At 57.8% G+C, this 19,524-nt stretch carries 14 protein-coding genes; 12 read left to right on the forward strand and 2 right to left on the reverse strand.

Features of this window, described 5'->3' with window-relative positions; all coding sequences use genetic code 11:
- Positions 1-127: 127 nt before the first annotated feature.
- Positions 128-2,152 carry a hypothetical protein gene (locus IVA74_RS08435; protein ID WP_247341574.1) on the reverse strand — a complete coding sequence of 675 codons (2,025 nt, stop codon included), beginning with the start codon at positions 2,150-2,152 and terminating at the stop codon, positions 128-130.
- Between the two features lie 48 nt (positions 2,153-2,200).
- Positions 2,201-4,525, reverse strand: a complete 2,325-nt coding sequence (locus IVA74_RS08440) for an AAA family ATPase (protein WP_247341653.1) — start codon at positions 4,523-4,525, stop codon at positions 2,201-2,203.
- 351 nt (positions 4,526-4,876) lie between these two features.
- Here IVA74_RS08440 and IVA74_RS08445 point away from each other — a divergent pair, with 351 nt between their 5' ends.
- The 12 genes from IVA74_RS08445 to IVA74_RS08495 all read left to right on the forward strand — a co-directional run bounded on the left by IVA74_RS08445 (position 4,877) and on the right by IVA74_RS08495 (position 19,466).
- Positions 4,877-5,389, forward strand: a complete 513-nt coding sequence (locus IVA74_RS08445; RefSeq protein WP_247341576.1) for a dTDP-4-dehydrorhamnose 3,5-epimerase family protein — start codon at positions 4,877-4,879, stop codon at positions 5,387-5,389.
- 7 nt (positions 5,390-5,396) lie between these two features.
- Positions 5,397-6,383, forward strand: a complete 987-nt coding sequence (rfbD, locus tag IVA74_RS08450; RefSeq protein WP_247341578.1) for a dTDP-4-dehydrorhamnose reductase — start codon at positions 5,397-5,399, stop codon at positions 6,381-6,383.
- Positions 6,292-6,495, forward strand: a complete 204-nt coding sequence (locus tag IVA74_RS40850) for a sugar phosphate nucleotidyltransferase (protein WP_247445441.1) — start codon at positions 6,292-6,294, stop codon at positions 6,493-6,495. The genes rfbD and IVA74_RS40850 overlap by 92 nt, the downstream gene beginning before the upstream one ends.
- A complete protein-coding gene (locus tag IVA74_RS08455) occupies positions 6,419-6,892 on the forward strand; it encodes a sugar phosphate nucleotidyltransferase (protein ID WP_247445479.1) in 474 nt (157 codons plus the stop codon). Before IVA74_RS40850 ends, IVA74_RS08455 begins: the two co-directional genes overlap by 77 nt.
- A gap of 83 nt (positions 6,893-6,975) precedes the next feature.
- Entirely contained in the window at positions 6,976-11,943 is a 4,968-nt protein-coding gene (locus tag IVA74_RS08460) for a DUF4082 domain-containing protein (protein WP_247341580.1), read from the forward strand.
- Between the two features lie 10 nt (positions 11,944-11,953).
- Positions 11,954-12,289, forward strand: coding sequence for a hypothetical protein (locus tag IVA74_RS08465; RefSeq protein ID WP_247341582.1), 336 nt, complete (start codon positions 11,954-11,956; stop codon positions 12,287-12,289).
- On the forward strand, positions 12,267-14,471 hold the full coding sequence (locus IVA74_RS08470) for a peptidase domain-containing ABC transporter (RefSeq protein WP_247341584.1): 2,205 nt from the start codon (positions 12,267-12,269) through the stop codon (positions 14,469-14,471). Before IVA74_RS08465 ends, IVA74_RS08470 begins: the two co-directional genes overlap by 23 nt.
- 80 nt (positions 14,472-14,551) lie before the next feature.
- Positions 14,552-15,895 carry an HlyD family type I secretion periplasmic adaptor subunit gene (locus IVA74_RS08475; RefSeq protein WP_247341586.1) on the forward strand — a complete coding sequence of 448 codons (1,344 nt, stop codon included), beginning with the start codon at positions 14,552-14,554 and terminating at the stop codon, positions 15,893-15,895.
- 340 nt (positions 15,896-16,235) lie between these two features.
- Complete coding sequence (locus tag IVA74_RS08480) at positions 16,236-16,631, forward strand: UDP-N-acetylglucosamine transferase subunit ALG14 (protein ID WP_247341587.1); 396 nt, start codon at positions 16,236-16,238, stop codon at positions 16,629-16,631.
- Positions 16,628-17,131: a glycosyltransferase gene (locus tag IVA74_RS08485; RefSeq protein ID WP_247341588.1), complete on the forward strand. Its 504-nt coding sequence runs from the start codon at positions 16,628-16,630 to the stop codon at positions 17,129-17,131. Before IVA74_RS08480 ends, IVA74_RS08485 begins: the two co-directional genes overlap by 4 nt.
- Positions 17,132-17,256: 125 nt before the next feature.
- Positions 17,257-18,246 (forward strand): glycosyltransferase family 2 protein, encoded by a 990-nt coding sequence (locus IVA74_RS08490; protein ID WP_247341589.1) that lies wholly within the window; start codon positions 17,257-17,259, stop codon positions 18,244-18,246.
- Between the two features lie 167 nt (positions 18,247-18,413).
- On the forward strand, positions 18,414-19,466 hold the full coding sequence (locus IVA74_RS08495) for a Gfo/Idh/MocA family oxidoreductase (protein ID WP_247341590.1): 1,053 nt from the start codon (positions 18,414-18,416) through the stop codon (positions 19,464-19,466).
- Positions 19,467-19,524 lie beyond the last annotated feature (58 nt).

A 19,524-nucleotide genomic window follows, 5' to 3' on the forward strand; every position in this document is an offset into this window, starting at 1 on the left:
GAAATTCATTGCCGGGACATCCACGAGTTAATATTTAATATATTATTAATTAATCGGTTTTATCAAGAGAAAAATCCCGGCTTCTGCCATTTAAATATGTCGCACTGCTCAGAAGATCCTATCGAGATCACTGTCGGGAATTCCGCGCGCGCATGTTGTCGAGGTAGGTCGGATCGAGCTCCGAAATCAGGTTCTCGAGGTAGATCTTCCCCTCGGCCGAGGCTGACCGGTACGCGGCCACAAGAGCTGGTCTGATAGCAGGTCGGCGCGTAACGACGAGGCTGACGTCCCGCTTGATCAAGTCCCGAAATTCAAGGTCCCGTACCACAGCATCTGTAGCGAGCGCGACGGATAGCCTTAGCGGAAGCAGATCCAGATCGTTCGGCGCAGTGTAATACGACATCTTGAGCATGGCTGGCGTCTGGATCGAATTCTGTTTCGACGCCGCCGCGAGCATGAGCCAAAAGTCGCCGCGGAGGGGCGACGAGTGCAGAGCGCGGGCAAACGCATTCGACGCTGCCGGAAGTTCCGTCTTTTGCTCGTCCGCGGCGAGAGCCGGATCTCCACGGGATGGTGATTCCCCTCGGATCCAAAACTCTTCACGCGCTGCCGCAACCGAAACTGGTTTCGAGATCTCGTTTGGCCATGCTGCTGGGGCCGAAACAGCTGCCGACAAAGAAGGCTGCCCTCCGAGATACCACCCAGGGAGGACCATCCATATCGTCTGGATGATCAGCGCTATTCCAAGCACCGCCAGGGCAACGCGCGGCCAAAGGCTGACAAACACTGGCGCGAGCCTTGGACGAGACGCCGGAACTGGACCGGCCATCCAGTCCGAAGCCTCTTTCGATTCCAAGGATATGGCCTCACGGCCCGCACCGGGGACGCTTTGACCGAACGCCAGCCCAAAAAGCGCGGCGACCAAAAGCGATGCGCCCAAATCCAGAATTCCATGGTCGGCAAAGGCCAGTATCGTCAGTGCAATCGAAGCGCCGGCGCCCAAGGCTGGGTATACGTAGTCGTAAGCTCGTGACAGAGAACGCCTGATCAGAATACAAGCGCCGAGCGTCGCTATAACTACAAGGCCGCAAAGGAACGCCCGGCCCATGTCAATAACCATTGCGGCGGCAGCCGTTGGCCTTTCTCGCGGGGCGCCGATTCCAATGTCCCGATAAAGCGGCAAAAGGACCGTCGAAGCGCCGGCGCCGGATCCCGCTGGCCTGACGTCCTGTAGCATCCGTTCTGTCGCGATCTGATTGCTCGTTGACAAGGCGATCGTCACATCGGTGTTCGTCCTGAACGGAATAACCGTTACGCTGGCAATAAAGAATATTGCGGCGGTTGCGAAAACGCCAGCCGTACCCCACAAGCCCAAGCACCATCTGCGAATAGCGAACACTGAAAGCAAGATTCCTGATCCGAGGAGGGCGGCGACGACGGCGGTGGAGTTGGTCCGAATGAGCAGCGCGGCCAAGCAGACAATCAGTGCGATGGTCGCGGCGAACATAGAAAGGAGCGGAGCTGGCGCAATTGTTCCTGGCCGACTGTGCCGCGCTATTTGATCGGACGCGCGTATTGAGGTCGCGCAGGAGAGCAAGATGCCAAGCACTGCGACGGTTGAGTCATTGGGCCCAGCAATACCAGTTGTTTCCTTGCCGAACCACATGGCCGTGGCAATCGTGGCTATCGACAGCAGAATATGCAGGACTTGCGCTGCGCGATATCGATCAAGCGTGATGACCGCAGTGACGAGGGCTGCGGCGAGCACAGCGCAATAGTGCGCGAGCGAGAACACAGTTGCCCCAGTATCGACCGTGATTTTTTCGGCGAGAGGCTCGTTCAAGGCCGCCGATGCAGTCGCCCAGATCGGATTGCCGAGTGTGTCCACGGGCATCGGCACTGCCTGTAGCGCCATCCAGAGCGCGGGAGCCGCGAGTACAACGACCAGACCAGGCCGGAGCAGCCTGGCGAGCCCGAGGGAGCTGGATGATGGAAAGATCGCTACAATGAGTGCCGCTGTTGCAAGTATGGACGACGCCAACACCCAGCTTTGCACGCTTTCCGGTATTGCGAGCGCCGCGGTAATCGCCACTAGCTCGGCTAGCATGACAAGCCAGATTAGCATGTAAACACCATCTTGTGGTGCGGCCACTCCGCTGATCCGCCAGCCGGAGAACGGGGAGACCGCTACGAGACAGCCTCAAGAGCCGGAAAGACCATAACGGATGTAGTGGCTATCATGATAGTAGTAGCTCCGGTGCCCGTCGTATCGAGCCATGGCCTTGGTATCCGTTTTGCTGAGAACTGTCCCAATCAGCAATTCGTGAACGTTGGGTGCCGTGTGCAGTGCGTGCTGGACGACATCAATTTTGGTGCGGCCCCATTCAACAACTAGAATATAGCCGTCTATGAGAGATGAAGTGGCTCGGACATCAACCAACGGGGTCAAGGGAGGAAGGTCGACAATGACGTAGTCATAGTCAGCTCGCAAGCGGTCGAACAACTTGCTTATCGCGTCGGCGCACAGAATTTCGCTGGTGTGAAGCAGAGGTCCCCGCCGCACGGCGGGTAGAAATGCAAGATTGGTGGTCGGATCCCGCCAGATAGCGTCCGCGAGGGAGCGGCTGCCGTTCGCAACTTCGATTATTCCGGCGACCGCTTTGGGCGCAAAAATAGCAGAAAGTGAGGGATTCCTGAGGTCGCAATCGACGATGATAGCTTTCTTGCCGGTGTGCCCGATCAATTGCGCGAGCGAGGCTGCAATCGTAGTCTTCCCCTCATTCGGCAGGGCCGAGGTAATGCCGATGACCTGAGAGGAAATTTTCGCCGGATTGTGGTCGATGGCTAGCTTAATAGAACGAATGGCCTCGGTATAGCGAGATAGCGGCATTCCGACCACGGTCTGATGAATTGCCGTTGGAGACGGAACTATCCGTTGTTCATCGGTTGGCTGGGAGCGAACTGGTGGCTTCCCGGATTTGCGGGCCGGTAACAATGGGACCAAAGACAGGCAAGGCAATTCCAGCACAGTTTCCAGTTGTGAAGAGGTACGAAAGACACGGTCCATGATGTCTCTGAGGAGCGCCAAGCCGACGCCCAGCGCGAGACCGCCTAAAATGCCTAACGCCAGCACCAGGCTGGTCTTTGGCTTGCTCTTGCTCCATGGCGGTGAAGCCGGGAAAAGTACCCGCGTTTCCGAGACGGGAAATGTCTCCTGCTGCGCGGAGCCCATGTAACGCTGCAGGAAGGTCTCGTACAAGCTACGCAAGCCCTTTGCCCGGCTTTCCAACTCCTTGATAGTCAGCTCGGCTGAATTGACTGAACGGGACTGCGAAACGGCCTTGGACAGTTGCTTTTCGATCTCTTGCTGGCGCTGTTTGGCGAATTCGAATTCGCTTCGGCTGACTTCGGCAAGTCTCCTGACTTCGTCGAGAATGGAGACGCGAAATTCCCGCGCGCGGTTCCGGACACTGACGACTGCCAAGTGGTCGCGACCCACCCTGGCCGTCAACTCGGCCTCACGTCTTATGAGTTCTAGATACTGCTGACGCAGCCCGTTGATGATCAGACTGTTTGTCGCATCGGCTCCGATAGCGTCCAGATTGCCCATCGAGGACGGCTTTGTCGGATCGGAGGCAAGGAGTGCTTCATAGCGAGCCAATTTGGCCGTGGCCTCAGAGGTCTGCGCGCGCGCGGCAGCCAATCGATTGTTGATTTCTGTGATCTGCTGTTCGTCGATGGGCTTTCCGTCCAAAGAAACGATATTGTTCTGGGTCTTGTAGACGTCGACGGCACGTTGTGCAGCGAGGGCTTGGTCGCCGAGATCGCGCAGTCTCTCCTGCAGCCAGCTTGTTGCCCTGCGATTGGCATCGAATTTCCCATTGAGCTGATCCGCAACATAGGTATTCGCTACGGCGTTGACGATCTCCGCCGCCCGGGTTGCGGTGCTCGAATTAAAGCTGATCTCGATGACGCTGCTGTGGCCGACACGCCCTGCCGAAAGCCGATCGAGAAATGCGTCTACGATAGGGTCTGATGGTTCGGTATGCGTATCGGATGTCGCATTTTTCTTCGATCGAGTCGAGGTCCATGACCGAATTCGCTGCCAGAGCGACTGTAGAGACACCCCTGACCCATCGAAGTCCGGATCGTCCGCCAGTTTCAGCTGGTCGATGACCGCAACCGCAGTGGCCTTTGATCTCAGGAGCTGAAGCTGGGTCTCGATTTGATTGAGATCGAAGGCCGGCTCGGCGAGGAGTGATTGCTGCTGGACAAATTGGGGCCTTGGATTAGCCAACAGGATCTGAACCTGCGCGGTATAAGTTGGAGACACCAACCGAAGATAGAGCGTGCTGGCCGCAGTGCCGAGTGCAGCAGTGACAAGGATTACGAGGTATTGGCGTCGTAGCAGCCCCATTGCGAAATTGATGACGTCGCTGATTCCTCCGCCATCTGCCTGAGCGAGTTGTGCCAGGTTCGCCGGCGGCCGAAGATTATCCGTGTGTTGAAGATTGCTCTGAAGCATCACGTACCTGTCGGACGGTGGGTCACGTTGCGGGCGCCCGCCCGCAGACCACATTTAAAGCGGCCAGCGAGACGGCGACGAATTATATATCTTATAAAAATCCGCTTGCCAATTTAAATCAAAAATATATTAATTGGAGCCAGACTGAAAAACAATAAGTTTGGCTGTGTCTTTTTGATCTGCATGGATTAAATGGAAGGTATTTCAGTGGTTTGCGGTTGGTCAGTATACCATCGGAAATAATATGTGCGTTTGGAAGCGGATCGAGAGGGCGGGAACTTAATTCCATCCGGATTATGGTCCAGCGCATCGACGCCCGATCCGAATTGAGGGCGGGCAGGAGGGTACCCAATGCTGGAACTGCGATCCTTTGCGATCCCTGATGTCAAAGTAGTTCGCCCAAATCGGTTTTCCGACGCCCGCGGCTACTTCTGTGAAACGTTCCAGCGATCGGCGTTTGTAGCAAAAGGAATTCTCCATGACTTCGTTCAGGATAATCAGTCCAGCTCGGATCGGATCGGTACTGTACGCGGCTTGCATTTCCAGCGACCGCCCTTCGCCCAGGCGAAGCTCATACGGGTGTTGAACGGAGCTATTCACGATATTGCTGTTGATCTCCGGCGCTCATCACCCAGCTTCGGCAAGCACATCGCCATCCAGTTGGAAAGTGAAAGCGGTGATGCCCGCTATGCAATCGACGCGTCAAAGGCACATCGCGAACTTGGTTGGGAACCGACGAGAACCTTCGAACAAGGCTTAGCCGAAACCGTTGGATGGTATCTCAAAAATCGTGCATGGTGGGAGCGTGCTCGCTGCGGTGTCTATGACGGCTCGCGTCTCGGTCTTCTGGCCGCCCAACACTGAGGTGAAGATGACAGATCGACCCATCCTGATTGCCGGACGGCATGGTCAGTTGGCGACGTGTCTTCGTGATCTCGCTGCAATGCGCGGTCTGCCGGCGGTGGCCCTCGGGCGTCGAGAGCTCAATCTAGAGAAGCGCGAAGGAATCCACAAACTCATCGCGTCGATCGCGCCATCTGCAATTATCAATACGGCCGCATATACGGCAGTTGATCAAGCCGAATCCGAACCAGCGAAGGTGTTTAGCATCAACCGCGACGGCGCGGCGGCGCTGGCAGATGTCGCGTGGCAGATGAACATTCCGCTGATCCATCTCTCGACCGACTATGTGTTCGACGGCGCAAAGCCGGATGCGTACGAGGAAAGTGACATTCCCGCTCCGTTGAATGTCTACGGCGCGTCAAAGCTTGCCGGCGAAGCTGCTGTATTGGCCGCGCATCCGCTCGCGACCGTGATCAGGTGCTCGTGGATTTACAGCCCCTATGGCGGTAACTTCGTTCGAACGATGTTGCGGCTATCTAAGACGCAGCCCATGGTAAGGGTTGTTGGGGACCAACATGGAACTCCGACCTACGCATTCGACCTCGCGGAGGCCGTCCTTCGGATCGCAGAACGGTCAGTAGCGGACGATCGGAGAACCACGGCCGGCATTTTTCATCTCGCCGGTCAAGGCGAGGCAAGCTGGTACGACTTTGCGCAGGCTATCTTCGGCGAATTGTCCCGTCGTGGAGCGCGGATTCCGGCGCTCGAGGCGATCACGACTGAAGAGTTTCCGACCGCTGCACGTCGACCACGAAACTCGCGCCTGGATTCATCGAAGGCCGAACGCGTGTTCGGCATTCGATTGGCACCTTGGCGCCATTCGCTAGAAGCCTGTCTCGACCAGCTAATAGGAGGAGAAACCGATGTTGAAGGGAATCGTGCTGGCTGGCGGAAGCGGAACGCGCCTCTATCCGATCACGCGCGTGGTCAGCAAGCAGCTGCTCCCGATCTATGACAAGCCGAATGATCTACTATCCCCTGTCGACGCTGATGTTGGCAGGGATCCGCGAAATTCTGATTATCACCACGCCTTCAGATCGGTGTCAGTTCGAGCGGTTGTTGGGTGACGGCAGCCAATGGGGCATTCGGCTCAGCTACGCGGAACAAACCCGTCCCGCCGGTCTCGCGGACGCTTTTATTGTCGATGCCGATTTCATCGGAAGCGATCGTGTGGCGATGGTGCTTGGAGACAATAATTTGCTTCGGCGATGGCCTGAGCGAACTGCTTGCCAGGGCGGCAAGAACGTGAAGAGGGCGCAACGGTTTTTGCTTATCACGTGCGCGACCGAGAAACGATATGGCGTGGTCGCGTTTGATGAGGCGGAGCGTGCCTTGAGGAGGTTCGTGATCAGGTCCTCGCGCTGGCCCAGGCGTTGGAGAAAAGCGGGTATGGCAAATACCTGGGTGAAAATTTGCGACTCCGCGCCTATCTTCGCCGCCAAAGCGAGTTCCGATTTAAATTAACAATAAATTTATATCGCATTGAATTGACGTGAACGGATATTTTAAATTAAATGTATTTCTGCGGAAATCTACGGAGGGTGGCCATGCCAGGGGCGAGCGCTTCTCGAAAAGCAGGGCTTTTCTCTTCGCAAGAAAGTGTTGAAAAAGGTGATCTCGGCTGGCCGGACATCGACTCGCCGCGCATGGCAATCCTGAATGCGATCGATGGCAGCTACGGTCTACCCGCATGGGAGGGGTTTTGGAATCGGCCGCGCGCCGCGCCCGCGGGCGGGTCAGAAGACCTGTCCAATGTGATGACGGGCACAGGCCGGCAGGCGACTCAGGCAAGATTGGTGGATTTATTGTCCACGACCGCCACGTTGAGCAGGCAGGTCTCGTTCAACAGGCAGGTCCCGTTCCTGCCGTCAGCCGACGCCGCATCGGCGCTCGGGGTACTTGGCGGGCCGGCCGTCAATTCACTCACCGCTGGTTCGCTCTCCGTCACAACTGACCATGCCGACTATGCGCCTGGCAGTACTGCAACTTTTACTGCCAACGGTGCGCGCTTTGGCGCGCCGATTACATTTCAGATCGCGGACCTGCCGAGTGCACCGGGAATCGACGGAAACGCCGATATTTATACGCCGTTCACCATCACGGACGGCGGTAGCGGCGACATGGATGGTCTCCTCAACGGCACGGTGGTCGCGCGGTGGCAGGTCCCAGCCGATGGTCGGGCCACCGGCGCCACTATGAAGCTCTCTGCAACCTCCGGGCACCAGACGGCAACCACAACGTTCACGGACGCCAACAACAAAATCGTCACTGAGAATCAGAATGCGGGCACGCCGGAGAGCGTATGGGCGATCCACGGCTCCTTCGATAACCAAGGTGACTCGCAGATCGAAGGCTTCACGACACAGATCAGCACTAATGCGGGACAGACAGTCTCCTTCAAGGTCGATACCGCCTCGAGCGGCTATACTCTCGATGTTTATAGACTCGGCTACTATGGCGGCAATGGCGCGCGCCTCATCACCAGCACGCACCATGCAGGAGCTGCCAACCAACCGGCCCCGCTCTTTAATGATCCAACCAACACCGTTGATGCCGGAAATTGGTCGATCACGGATTCATGGACAGTTCCTGCCACCGCCGTTTCCGGCGTCTATTTTGCGAAGTTGACGACGGACACTGGCAATTTCCAGAACATGATTCCTTTCATCGTTCGCAACGACGGCACCTTTTCGGACGTTTTGTACCAAACCAGCGACACGACATGGCAGGCGTACAATCCTTGGGGCGGCTACAATCTGTATCAAGGTCCCAGCGGAACCAATAGCGATCGTGCGTATGCCGTTAGCTACAACCGTCCGATCGCCATGAATGTCAACTCCAACCTGGCTCAGCCGACGGATTTCCTATTTGGCGAGGAATACGCGGCGATCTACTGGTTGGAGCGGAACGGCTACGACGCCAGTTACATTTCCGGCATCGATGCCGCAACCAAACCAGGATTGCTGCTGAACGCCAGCGCCTACATGGACGCTGGCCACGACGAATACTGGTCGCAATCGCAGTTTGCCAATGTCACTGCCGCCCGCGACGCGGGAGTCGACCTCGCCTTCTTGAGCGGCAACGAAATCTATTGGGACATCGAGCTTGCTGCGAGCTTCGATGGGAACCATACGGCGAATCGAACGATCGTCGAGTACAAGGACATATGGAGCGGCGCGCAGCTCGACCCGAATGGCACCGCCAACGGTGGAGCGGGCCTGTTTCGTGATCCGGTTTATGGGCCTGGCACTCCGGAAAACTCTCTCTCCGGTACGATTTTTACCGTCGACGACATCGGTACGCTGGACAACATCACTGTTCCGGCAAGCATGTCACAGCTGCGCTTTTGGCGGAACACCAGCATTGCCAGTGGCAACGGAGGAACGCTGACGCGCCTGCTTGGCTATGAGTGGGACAGTGATCTGGACAACGGCTTCCGGCCGGCCGGGTTGATCGACATGTCGTCGACGACAAGAAATGTCAACTCCTTGCTGCTGGATAATGGATTGACCACTGGCCCCGGGACGGCCACGCACAACCTTACGCTCTACCGTGATCCCGAGAGCGGTGCCTTGGTTTTCGGTGCCGGCACGGTCATGTATCCGTGGGGATTGTCAGATCAATACGTTCCGTACAAGGGCCTTACCGCCCCAGTCAGCTCGGCCGTGCAGCAATCGATGGTGAATCTCCTCGCCGAGATGGGGGTGATGCCGCAAACGTTGCAGGCGGGCCTTGTGAGCGCCCAGGCGTCCACCGACCATACCGCGCCAACAGCCGTCATCAACTCCCCGACAGGTGGGACCAACATCAGCCAGGGCCAGACTGTCACGATCACCGGCACAGCCTCGGACGCCGGCGGACGTGTTGCCGGGATCGAAGTTTCCACTGATGGCGGTACGACGTGGCACCCGGCGAGCGGCACGACGAACTGGAGCTATACGTGGCTTGCTTCGGGCTCCGGTACGCGAGTCATCGAAGCGCGCGCGACTGATGACAGTGTCAATATGCAGGCGACACCTGCCATGGTCAGCGTCAACGTCACAGGTGGGAGCGGTACAGGAAGCCTCTTCACAGCTTCCAACGTACCGGCGCAGACCGGTTTGAATGATGGCACGCCGCTTGAAGTCGGCGTGAAGTTTACCTCCGCCACGGCCGGTCAAATCACCGCGCTGAAATTCTATCGTAGTCCGAGCGACAGAGGGGCTGATCTCGTCGATCTCTGGACCGCGACCGGAACCAAGCTTGCCAGCGCGAGTTTCACCAACACGACGACGAGCGGCTGGCAAACGGTCAATCTGGCGACCCCCGTCACGATCAGTGCCAATACAACCTATATCGCCTCGTATCATACCAATGGTGCGTATGTCGCCACGAACAATTTCTTCGCCAATTCCTTTACCAGCGGCAATTTGACGGCGCCTTCGTCCGCCACATCTGGCGGCAACGGCGTCTATTCCTACGGCGGTACCAGCACGGCTGGTATCTTCCCGACGAGTACGTTTGGTTCTACGAACTACTGGGCTGACGTGGTGTTTGTCCCCAGCAGCGGCACCAACAGGCCGCCGACTGCCGTCGCCGATACCGGCGACGCCACGGAGAAGGGTGGGACTAACAATGGCACGGGTGGCTCGCCCGGCACCGGGAACGTGCTGACGAATGATACCGATCCGGATTCCGGCGACACCAAGACCGTGACCGCAGTCAGCTTTGGCTCGACGTCTGGCACGCTCGGATCGTCGCTCAATGGCGCGCACGGCAGCTTGGTCCTCAACGCCTTGGGCGCGTTTACCTACACGGTCAATGAAACGGATCCCGCCGTGCAGGCATTGCGGCTCTCGACCAATACGCTGATTGATGCCTTCAATTACACGATGCGCGATTCTGCCGGTGCGACATCATCGTCTACGGTCACCATCACGATTCATGGCGCCAACGACGCACCGGTGCTGGCGGTCCAAACCGGTAACCAAACGGCAACGGTCGGCTCGGCGTTCTCGCTGACGCTGCCTGCCGGCACCTTCACCGATGTCGATTCCGGCGATTCGCTCGCCTACGCCGCAACCGCCGCCGATGGCTCGCCACTTCCTGCCTGGCTGACCTTCAACGCGTCGACGCGGACTTTCAGTGGCACACCGACGTCTGCGGATGTCGGCACCGTCAGTGTGAAGGCGACTGCCGCCGATCTCGGCAGCCTCTCCGCGAGCGAAATGTTCAATATCGTGGTGAGCACAACTCCATCGACGGTCAGTCTATTCTCGACCTCCGATAGGCCCTCGGTGCTATCGGACTCCGACACGTCGCAGGTCAATTTGGGGGTACGATTTACGTCCTCCGCGGCCGGCACGATTACCGGCATCAAGTATTATAAGAGTGCGAACGACACCGGCACCCATACCGGATCACTGTGGAGTAGCACAGGCACGCTTCTGGCGACCGCCACCTTCACCAACGAGACCAGCAGCGGTTGGCAAACCGTCACTTTCAGTAGTCCGGTCTCGATCACGCCTGGCACCACCTATATCGCAAGCTTCCATAGCAACGGCCGCTATGCCGATACGCCCAGCTACTTCACTACTGCTCACGCGAATGGGCCGCTTACGGCCTCTGCGAGCAACAATGGTGTCTACACCTATGGAACCGCGAATCTGTTTCCGACGAGCACGTTCAACGCCACCAACTATTGGGTGGATGTCGTCTTCAGCAATTCCGGCGGCGGAACCAACCAGCCGCCGATCGCCAATAACGATAGCGGCTTCAACGCGACCAAAGACGTGGCGCTTAGCATTCCCGGAACATCACTTCTAGCAAACGATACCGATCCTAACGGGGACGCTCTGACGATCACGGGGGTCAGTGGGGCCGTCAACGGCACCGCCAGTTTCAACGCTCAGAACAACACGGTGACGTTCACCCCAACCAATGGCTATACGGGACCGGCCTCATTCAACTATGCCATCTCCGATGGCCGCGGTGGTATCGCCAGCGCAACAGCAAGCGTCACCGTCCAGGCGCCCTCGTCGAGCACCGTGAGCCTGTTCAGCTCCAATCCCACGCCGAGCATTGTCTCCGTCAACGATCCAAGTTCGGTGGAACTTGGCATGAAATTCCAGGCTTCCACCACAGGCGACATTGTCGGGTTGCGCTTCTACAAAGGCCCGAACAATACGGGCACACACGTTGCCGATCTATGGAGCAGCACGGGCGCGCTGCTAGCCACTGCCACTTTTACCAACGAGACAGCAAGCGGCTGGCAGCAGGTCAATTTCGGTACGCCGGTGACGATAGCGGCGGGGACAACCTATGTCGCATCCTACCATACTGCGGGCAACTACTCGGCCGATCCCAACCTGTTTGCCAGTTCGGTGACCAACGGGCCATTGACCGCCCCGTCATCTGCGTCCAGCGGCGGGAACGGCGTTTATGCATACGGATCCGGAAGCCTCTTCCCCACCAACACCTTCAACGCGACGAGCTACGCGGTTGACGTCCTCTTCAGGCCGCAGCTCGCAGCATAGGAGAACCGCAATGCATACAGAGCTCTATACTGACGGGATTGACGAGGTCACAATTGGTGGGTCGATCGTGCGAGTGGACCTGGTCAGTCTCTCACCCACGGAACGTGATGCCAACAACGCGCCAAAGAAAGTCTTTCGGCAAAGGCTGATCTTTTCGGCGGAGTCGTTCGCGAACTCCGTGGAGGTGATGCAGAACGCGCTTCAGGGTCTGGTTGACGCCGGCGTCGTCCAGCGCTCTCGTCCCAGGACGCCGATGGCCGCGCCACAGGCGAGTGCGCGCGTCGAGCCTGCCTCGTCAGTTTCGGACAATCCACGATCTCCCAATGTCTCAACCAACTTCCGTTGAAATCGAGAGGCTCGAACCGGAACCGCCCTCGTCGGAGGACGAGCTGCGTCGGGCTGCTCAGACCGCCCTTGAATGCCTGTCAAGGATCGCTGCCCATCACGGCATCGATCTGCCTTCCGACCGGCTGCGGCACGCCTATGCCGTCGACGAGACCGGCATCTCGACCGACCTCTTGTTGCGCATGGCTCATGATGCGGGCCTTCGCGCCCGCACGGCGCAGCTCGATTGGAAGGCGATATGCCAGCTCGGCGAAGCCTATCCGGCTCTTGTCCAGCTCTCGAACCTCAACTGGGTCCTCGTGGTCGGCGCCGGGCCGGAAGGCGATGCTGTAACGGTCTTCGATCCCCTGGCGGAGCGGAGGGACGAGCATCTGCTGGTCGATGCGGACCGATTTTGCGCTATGTGGTCCGGAAAGGTCGTTCTGTTCAAGCGCGAGAGCTCTCCATCGCAGGGCCAAAGGCCTTTTGGGCTGCGCTGGTTCATACCCGAAATGCTGCGGGAGTGGCGGCTCTTTTCCGACGTCGCAATTGCTGCGGTTTTCCTCTATGCTCTCGGGCTGGCGCTTCCGATTTTCTTTCAGCTCGTCATCGACAAGGTTCTTGTCCACGAGAGCCTCACGACACTCTACGTGCTTTCGGCTGGCGCGATCCTTGCGCTCTGCTTCGACGCCGTCTTCAGCTTCTTGCGACGCTACCTGCTGCTCTATGCCACGAACAAGATCGACATCCGGGTCGCCACCAAGACGTTTCGGCATCTTTTGGGACTTCCGGTAACTTTCTTCGAGCGCATCTCGGCCGGCGTGTTGGTGAAGCACATGCAGCAGGCCGGACGAATCCGTGAGTTTCTGACCGGCCGACTGTTCCTGACCGCTTTGGACGCGCTTTCGCTTTTCGTCTTTCTGCCTGTTCTTGCGCTATACAGCATCAAGCTGACGTGCGTCGTGCTGGCCTTCACCGCCATCAGCGCGAGCGTGATTGCTATTTTGATGGGACCGTTCCGACGGCGGCTCTACCGGCTTTATCAGGCCGAAGCCGGGCGCCAGGCGCTGCTCGTTGAGACCGTGCACGGCATGCGCACCGTGAAGTCGTTGGCCATGGAGCCCGGCCAGAACAGGACATGGGACGATCGTTGCGCGCAGTCGGTATCGATGCGGTTTGGCGTCGAAAAAATCTCGGCGGGCGCTCAGGCCTTGACCGCTTTCCTCGAGAAGATGATGACCCTCGGCATCGTCGCACTTGGTGCGCTCGACGTCTTCGGCGGTGAGATGACGATCGGCGCACTTGTCGCCTTCAACATGCTGGCGGGACGCGTTTCGGGGCCGCTGGTGCAGATGGTGACCATGGTGCACGAATATCAAGAGGTTGCGCTCGCCGTTAAGATGCTCGGCGAGGTTATGAACACGGAGCTGGAACGCGACGGTCGCCGCGAAGGCGTGCGGCCCGACTTCGCCGGGCAGATCGAGTTCGAAAACGTCACGTTTCGCTATGGGGAGGGAACGCCGGCGCTGGACGACGTGTCGTTCTCGATCGCTCCCGGCTCGATCTTCGGAATTGTCGGCCGGAGCGGTTCGGGCAAGACGACGCTGACACGCCTGATCGCGGGAATGTATCCGGTGCAACAGGGGTTGGTACGCATCGACGGTCACGATTCGCGCGAGATCGATCTCGCCCATCTGCGGCGGAATCTAGGGATCGTGCTCCAGGACAGTTTCCTGTTCCGGGGCACTGTGCGCGAAAATATCGCATGCGTGAGGCGCGACGCCACATTCGAGGAGGTCGTCCGGGCGGCTCAGCTCGCCGGTGCGGACGAGTTCATAGAGCGACTGCCGAGGGGGTTCGACACCATGCTCGAGGAGCAGGCATCGAACCTGTCAGGCGGGCAAAAGCAGCGGCTTGCGATCGCGCGGGCCTTGATCGTCAACCCGCGTATCCTGATCCTCGATGAGGCCACCAGCGCACTGGATTCCGAAAGCGAGGCGATCATTCGGCGCAATCTGCGACGTATCGCGGAGGGACGGACCGTCGTCATCGTATCGCATCGGCTTTCGATGCTGTCGGACGCAAGCCAGATCTTGGTGATCGACCGCGGACGGGTCGTCGATGTAGATCGTCATGACGCGCTGCTGTCGAAATGCACCTTCTACAGGCATCTCTGGAACCAGCAGACCAGGCAGATCGCATGACTGCGGCTGAAAAGACCAGAGCTGAAGCAGCCTCAGGCAGATCCGGGCCTCCGTCCGGTTCACGGACGAGACTCCGGCTCATGAGGTCCGCGCCCACGGATTCTCGCATTGTAGCGCAATTTCAGTCAGACGCAGCCGAGATCGAGCAGCAGACACCACCGCGTGTGGGACGGATCACGCTCTATTGCGTCGTCGCCCTGATCGCTGCTGCGATCACATTTGCATGCGTGTCTCGAGTTGATATGATTGTGACTGCACAGGGCAAGTTAATCACGACGCGTCCGAACCTGGTCGTACAGCCGCTGGAAACCTCGGTTATTCGGGAGATTCGCGTCAAGGCCGGCGACGCCGTTAACCGCGGCGACGTGCTTGCGGTCCTCGATCCGACATTCTCTCAGGCCGATCTTGCCCAACTGCGCGGCCGCCTGGCGGGTCTCGACGCCTCCATCGGCCGGCTTCGAGCCGAGTTGGACGGCACGGACTACGGCCTCGATGAGACGGCGAATGCCGACCAAGCTCTGCAGAGAAAGGTGTTCCTCCAGAGGAAGGCGGCTTACGACCTTCAGATCCAGAACTATGACGCGCAGATTGCGTCCGCACAGGCTAATCTAAAAACGGCTCAGAGCGAGGAGTTGGTCCTGGCGCAGCGGTTGGACACGATGCAGTCCATTGAAGCCATGCGGAATGCGTTGATGGCCAAGGAGGTCGGTTCAAGACTGAACTTCCTGCTATCGCGGGATGCGCGGTTGGAGGTCGAAAGCAACCTAGAGCGAGTCCGTGGCAGCATCGTCGACAACACGCATCGCCTGGACAAGGTCCGTGCGGACCAGAAGGTGTTCGCCGCCGAGTTTCGCCGCGGCGCCTATCAGGAACTTGTCGAGACGTTGCCAAAGCGGGATGGCACTGCCGAAGAGCTCAAAAAGGCGGAGTTCCGTCGGCAGCTGATCGTGCTGAATGCACCGGCGGATGCGGTGGTACTCGACATTGCCAATCGGACGGTGGGTTCGGTGGTCCGCGAGGCCGAAACTTTGTTTGTGCTGGTTCCACGGGACGAGACGCTCCGGGCTGAGGTCAACGTGGAGGGCAGGGATATCGGGCAGGTGGCGGTCGGGCAGGCCGTACGAGTGAAGTTCGAGGCATTTCCGTTTCAAAAGTACGGCACCGCTACTGGCGAGGTCGGAGTCATCAGTCAGGACTCATTCTCGCCAGAGGCGAAGGCCGAAGGTGTGCGTCGGTCGTCAGCTCCCTATTACCGCGTACTGATCGATCTGCGGGACACGCACCTTCGGCTGCCGTCCGAGCGCGTTCAGTTGATTCCCGGTATGGCGGTCACCGCCGAACTGAAGGTGGGGCGGCGGACTGTGATTTCGTATTTCCTGTATCCACTGCTTCGCGGTCTGGACGAAAGCATCCGGGAATACTGACCAATTCTGTAAGGCCGAATTCTGATTGACGCTCCCATGCAAGCCGTGATGGGCCCATTGGATAGCTTTCCCTGTTTGAACTTCAGACGGGTTCCTTGATCGACTTTAAATAATCTAAAATAAATATTTTGACGATTAAAACATTTAATGTTATTTATTTTGAGATCGAGAAGTGCCTAACCCCGCATGAGTTATTCGAACTAATTTAGCTGGGGATAACCTAAGGAGGCAGCCGATGTTTGGAGGCTCCGTGTTGCAGCACCACCGAAGTGTGCCGTCGGCTCGCGATCGTCCGAAAGTATTGGCGGTTTCCTCGGGAGGAGGGCACTGGGTGCAACTTATGCGCATCAAGGATGCATTCGGAGGCTGTGAAGTCGTTTTCGTGACTGTTCACGAGTCCTATCGCGCGCAAGTGGCGGGTCAAAAGTTTTACGTGGTGAATGACGCCAACCGCTGGACCAAGATCAGGCTTTTGAAAACTGCGCGGAGTGTCGCGCGGATCATTTGGACGGAGAGGCCTGATATTGTCATTTCCACGGGAGCCGCTCCAGGATATTTGGCGTTGCGGCTTGGACGGATCGTCGGTGCGCGAACTATCTGGCTTGATAGCATCGCTAACGTAGAGCATCTCTCGATGTCCGGGTCTAGGATAGGTCGTTCTGCCGACCTCTGGCTGACACAGTGGCCCCACTTGGCGCGACCCGAAGGACCTCACTATGAAGGCGCCGTGCTATGATCTTTGTGACGGTCGGAACGCAGGGGCAATTTGACCGGTTGATTCGAACCATCGATGAATGGGCCGGCGTACGTGGAAGAACGGACGTGTTCGCCCAGACGGGCCCGTCAGCCTATCGCGCCCGGCACATCTGCGTCGAACCGTTCATTGATCCCAGCGAATTCAGGAGTCGCGTAGAATCAGCAAGCCTTGTGGTCGCCCATGCGGGCATGGGGTCAATCATCACGGCTCTCGAGCTGGGAAAGCAAATCATTGTAATGCCTCGTCGAGCCGATCTGAGCGAGCATCGAAATGACCATCAGCTCGCAAGCGCAAAGCGTTTCGCGCAACAGGGCCGGATCATCGTTGCTCTCGACGAGAAGGAGCTAATCCAGAAGCTGGATCGAGTCAGCTTTACTGAAACCGCTGAGCGGCTCGGAGGGCAAGCGTCATCTCATCTTATAGGCACCATTCGGGCCTTCCTCGACGCGGAACGTATTCGTTTCGAGAATAGAGCGTAATGGCCGGAGGTGTTGCTGTTTTGGACGAGGGAATCGACGACACGTCGGGTATCTCCGGGCCTAGGCTCATATCCGCACATGTTCACGCGGCTTGAGAACGCTTGTATCGTCTTCGGAGGCTTGCAATGGATGTTAGTATCATCGTCGTAACACACAATACGCGCGAGATGACGATTGAATGTATTCGTTCAATTTTGGAGCAAACGACCAGAGTTCGATATGAGCTGATCGTGTTTGATAGCGGATCGACTGACGGTTCTTCCGAAGCCATCAGGGAACATTTTCCGGCGGTCAAGCTGATCACGTCCGAACGGGATATTGGTTTCGGCAAAGCCAACAACATCGCAGCGAAAGGTGCACAGGGGCGCCGGCTGTTGCTTATCAATCCGGATACTGTGGTTCTGGACCACGCCATCGATCGACTTAGCGAATTTGCCGACACGACTCCCGAGTGCAGCATATGGGGAGGGCGCACGGTCTTCGCCGATGGATCGCTGAACCCCGCATCATGCTGGAAGTTTGCGACGTTATGGAGCGTGTTCTGCTGGGCCGTCGGATTGAACCTGCTTAAGGGCAGCATGGTGTTCAATCCAGAAGGCTATCCAGATTGGAAGCGGGATTGCGTCCGGTCGGTCGATATCGTATCGGGCTGCTTCTTCCTGATCGACCGCGCTCTCTGGCAGGATCTCGGAGGCTTCGATCCGGTGTTCTTCATGTATGCAGAGGAAGCCGATCTGTGCATTCGGGCGCGAAAACTTGGTGCGCGGCCGAAGATTACTCCAACAGCAACCATCGTACATTACGGTGGAGCTTCATATCCTCGGAAAAGCGAGCTCCGAATTCACCTACTGGCCGGCCGCGTGACCCTGATGGACCGTCACTGGTCGCCCCTTTCCCGCGCGATCGGGAGGGGATTGTACCTGCTTATGCCGTTAACGCGATGGCTTGGCTATGAAACGGCAGCAGCGCTGTTACGGGAAAGGAATTACCGCGCGAATGCGCGTGAATGGCATGAGGTCTGGGGAAACCGCTGGCGCTGGGTAAATGGCTGGACAGAAGCCGCCGTAAACGCCGTGTCTACTGAAGATTCAAAGTCTGCCGGGCAGTTTGGCTGAACGTGGAGGGTCGTTCAGGGGAGTCCTGCTCGAAAATAACTCTGTTCTGCATTCTATTCGATGATTCAAAATGCGTCGATTATAATCGAATTAAATAGCTGGCCGGAACGTGTGGCTCTAATCTCGCGGCTTGGAAATGCAGTTCAATCATCGATAGGTTGTAAAAGATGTCGAGCGTGCCGATCAAAGTCGCGGTTATAGGATATGGCTACTGGGGTCCCAATCTCGTACGCAACTTTGCGAACACGGATGGTTGCGAGCTCGTGGCAGTCAGCGATCTGGAGCCTTCGAGGCTCGCATCATGCGCGCGTCTGCACCCTAATGCGGCAACTACAACCAGGCTTCGCGATGTCATCGAGAGTACGAACGTCGATGCGGTCGCAATCGCAACTCCTGTTCATAGCCATTTCGCAATCGCGATGGCGGCGCTCAAAGCAGGAAAGCACGTTTTGGTCGAAAAACCGCTGGCGCAGAGTTCGGACCAGGTGCGTCGGCTAATCGATGAGGCGCAGCTCCGCAATCTGACCCTTATGGTCGACCACACGTTTGTCTATACGCCGGCCGTGCAGAAAATTCGTCAGCTGATTCGTGAAGGCGAGTTGGGTGAGATTCTGTACTACAACGGCAATCGCGCAAGCCTCGGGCTCTTTCAGCAGGATGTCAATGTCATCTGGGATCTTGCCGTCCACGACATATCGATCATTCAGTACATTCTGAAAGAGGCGCCGGTTGCTGTTTCTGCGACAGGGGCGACCCATGTCCGTGGAACTCCGGAAAACATGGCGCACGTGACGCTGTTCTTCGAAAACAGCTGTGTCGCGCACATCAATGTTAACTGGCTGTCTCCAATAAAGGTCAGGCAGACGTTCATCGGGGGAAGTCGCAAGATGATCGTGTACGACGATCTTGAGCCAACCGAAAAGATCAAAGTCTATGACAAGGGCATTTCGGTCAACCCCTCCCCCCAGGCGGCGCACCAGCTTCGGATTGGTTATCGAGCCGGCGACATGTGGGCCCCACACCTCGGCGCAAGCGAGGCGCTCAGCGTCGAAGCAAAGCACTTCGTTGATTGTATCCGCAACGGTAGCAGTCCTCTAAGCAGCGGGACTACTGGATTGCAGGTCGTGCAGATCCTGGAGGCTGCTTCCCGCTCCATCATGGCGCAAGGCAAGCCGGTTCGCTTGACCCATCCGGAGAGTGAAAAGGAGCCGGCCGGCTGAGCTGAACGTACAACACTGCTACAGAGTCAGAATGCACTCGGCAGGTGAAGCTACGAGC

Source organism: Bradyrhizobium sp. 132, from assembly GCF_023074185.1.
Classification (GTDB): Bacteria; Pseudomonadota; Alphaproteobacteria; order Rhizobiales; family Xanthobacteraceae; genus Bradyrhizobium.